4 protein-coding genes are annotated in these 2,376 nt (G+C 51.3%); all 4 read right to left on the reverse strand.

Annotated features, from left to right (window positions below):
• Nucleotides 1-34: 34 nt before the first annotated feature.
• Nucleotides 35-697, reverse strand: coding sequence for a hypothetical protein (locus tag AACP44_RS09010; protein WP_339340194.1), 663 nt, complete (start codon nt 695-697; stop codon nt 35-37).
• Nucleotides 698-809: 112 nt separating this feature from the next.
• Entirely contained in the window at nt 810-1,073 is a 264-nt protein-coding gene (locus AACP44_RS09015; RefSeq protein WP_339340195.1) for a hypothetical protein, read from the reverse strand.
• A 7-nt stretch (nt 1,074-1,080) separates the two neighbouring features.
• Nucleotides 1,081-1,689, reverse strand: coding sequence for a hypothetical protein (locus AACP44_RS09020; protein ID WP_339340196.1), 609 nt, complete (start codon nt 1,687-1,689; stop codon nt 1,081-1,083).
• A 30-nt stretch (nt 1,690-1,719) separates the two neighbouring features.
• The coding region (locus AACP44_RS09025; protein WP_339340197.1) for a hypothetical protein at nt 1,720-2,376 on the reverse strand (657 nt) is incomplete at its 5' end.

Below are 2,376 nucleotides of genomic sequence, written 5' to 3' on the forward strand. Positions count from 1 at the left end.
GTAGCCATCGCACCACATGTCCACGAGGTCACGATTACCCCATCAGATCTCGGGCTTGACGCAGCAATTGATTCCTTGCGCGCTGAGCCAGCATCCGCTCCCGCAAGCTCCGCACCTTAACTTTCTTGCCTAAGGCCTTTTTGATCTTGGCGATGATCTTCTTGATCATCGGCTTGATTAACTTCAGCAGAAAATCAGCTACTGGCTTTGCGACCAGCGCCGATACGGTTGCGACGGTGGCAATCGTCGCCGTAGTCGTAGCCGCCTCGAGTGGAGGCAAGTACTTGGCTGCGGCCTCGGCGATCTTGTTCTCAGGCTGGACAAGCTTGATGCACTTGCCGTTCCTGATGATTTCGTCCTGCTTGCACTCCGGCCTGCTGACAACAAGATCCTCCTTCGTATTCGCAGTTGCGACATTGAAGGATGGGAGGCTTTGCTTTGGCAAAGCTGGAGGCCCTGCCACTTCTTCTGCCTCTGCTTTCTCCTGCTCCTTCCCAAGCCCACCGGTGTTTGGGATTTGTTTTAGTCCGACAGGCTGAAGGCGGTTTGGTTCGAACGACATTGGGTCGTATGACGGCATGCCCGAGTCGCAGTAGACAGCTACACGCCCTGGGTCGTTTGTCGTCAGCTCAGTTTGCAGCTCAGAATCGACGTGCGCCTCAACGCATCCAGGAATCTGGACGACAGGCAACTGCATGGACACCCCAGATGGAAGCTGGGGCGCAATTAATCCCATGCGAACGGGTGGGGTATAAAGACTGACATCGGGAACACTTGCTCCACCAAGCCCGATATCAGGTATCGACATCTCAGCGGAGGATAGGCAACCCTGTCTGCACCTTTGCAGGAGAGGGAATTAGCTTTTCTTGCGATCCAAGAAGATCGCCTTTCATGCTTTCAAGATCCTTGGTGATGTAGCCATACTCCTCAGTAAGTCTCTCCTCGACCTGCAAGGCCATTTCACTCTTAAGCAAGTCCAGGCCACCAGTCAAAGCGCGGTAGCCGAAATATGCGATTGCATTTAATGCAATTAAGTTGCCGGCAACAACACCGACAGCGATAACTTTAATCATCAGTCAATCACTCGGTAGCTTCTGAGGATTCAGAAGAAGACTCGCTGGAGGATTCGGACGATTCAGCAGCGGCAGCGGCAGCGGCGGCGGCGGCGGCGGCGGCGGCCTCAGCAGCAGCTTTAGCAGCAGCGGCTTCACGAGTTGCCTTCCATTCAGCAATGTCGCTGGGATATGGCAAATCCGCAAATTCACTGATCCCATGCAGCTCCTCGGTGGTCGAGGTTCCCTCGATAACAGCCTCACGAGCATCATTGATGCGACGGACTTCGTCACGGAATGAGCTGGTATCAGCAGGGATTGCAGTACCTTTCTCGTACTTGCGTGTGACGGTGTAGTCAGAGGGCGACAGGAGCGAACTGGCGATTGAATTGTTTTGCAGCAGCAGCTGAGTTTTCTTAGAGCTGAAGTCTTTCCAATTCAGTGAACCGTCATCGAGATAACCCCAAGCCCACTTTTGGTCCCAAGTCTGTGCTGGCGAAGGGTCGTCTTGGTATGTGATGCCGATTTCTTCGTGCTGCTCTCGGGAAGTAAATGCGAGCCAATTTGCCGGATAGCTCACACCATTAGAACTAAAGGCTCGCCCATAGACCAGGCGCTTGCCATCAAGTAAAAGCATTAGTAGATACCTGCTGTAAATTAAATTTAGCTATACCGCGCGAGAGGTTTTGAAGGGATGCTCAGCAAATGCGGCGTAGATATAGATGTTGCCACTGCCGTTTCTCGCAATGTGACTAGTCCTTTGTTTAAAGCCATTGCTTAAGAAATCAACTCCGTAATCAGCATGAGTACCTTCCGCTCCAGAGCTATTTGGTTTCAAAGCATCATCAGCCACATTTGATGGACTTCTTGATGCATCGATTAGCTGCCAGTCATTAGCACCGCCATCTGATCTCTTCGTAAGCAACCATTTCACCCTAAACCCTGTATAAACAAACGGACCATCAGCAGAACCGTTGCCGGTGTATTTTCCGAAGGATGAGTAGCCTTTGACAGCGCTCCAGCAGAATACAATCCAAGTGTGAGCAGTATTAGTGTAAGAACCAAGCGTAATTACATTGCTATCAGGGTCTGTGCCATTCCAATAGCCAGAATCAGCATAAACACCGGTTGTTGCTTGAAAATTAAATCCATGAGTTCCACCAGGATAACCTGAATGATATGTCATCCAACTCCCAGCAAGGTCTTGATAGTTTTTGGCGAGGATGAAGTCTGGCGCAGCACTCAATCCATGAGCAATAGTTCCAACAGAGCCTGGCCCGGTATATTGAACAATCGAGAACCCAGCAGTCGGATTGGCGCGGAC

The sequence above is a fragment of the uncultured Oceanicoccus sp. genome, from assembly GCF_963968385.1.
Lineage (GTDB): Bacteria > Pseudomonadota > Gammaproteobacteria > Pseudomonadales > Dasaniaceae > Oceanicoccus.

Excerpts from the sequence above, each read along its gene's own strand:
- AACP44_RS09020 (WP_339340196.1), bottom strand. The coding sequence starts at position 1,689 with ATGCTTTTACTTGATGGCAAGCGCCTGGTCTATGGGCGAGCCTTTAGT.
- AACP44_RS09015 (WP_339340195.1), bottom strand. The coding sequence starts at position 1,073 with ATGATTAAAGTTATCGCTGTCGGTGTTGTTGCCGGCAACTTAATTGCA.
- AACP44_RS09010 (WP_339340194.1), bottom strand. The coding sequence starts at position 697 with ATGCAGTTGCCTGTCGTCCAGATTCCTGGATGCGTTGAGGCGCACGTC.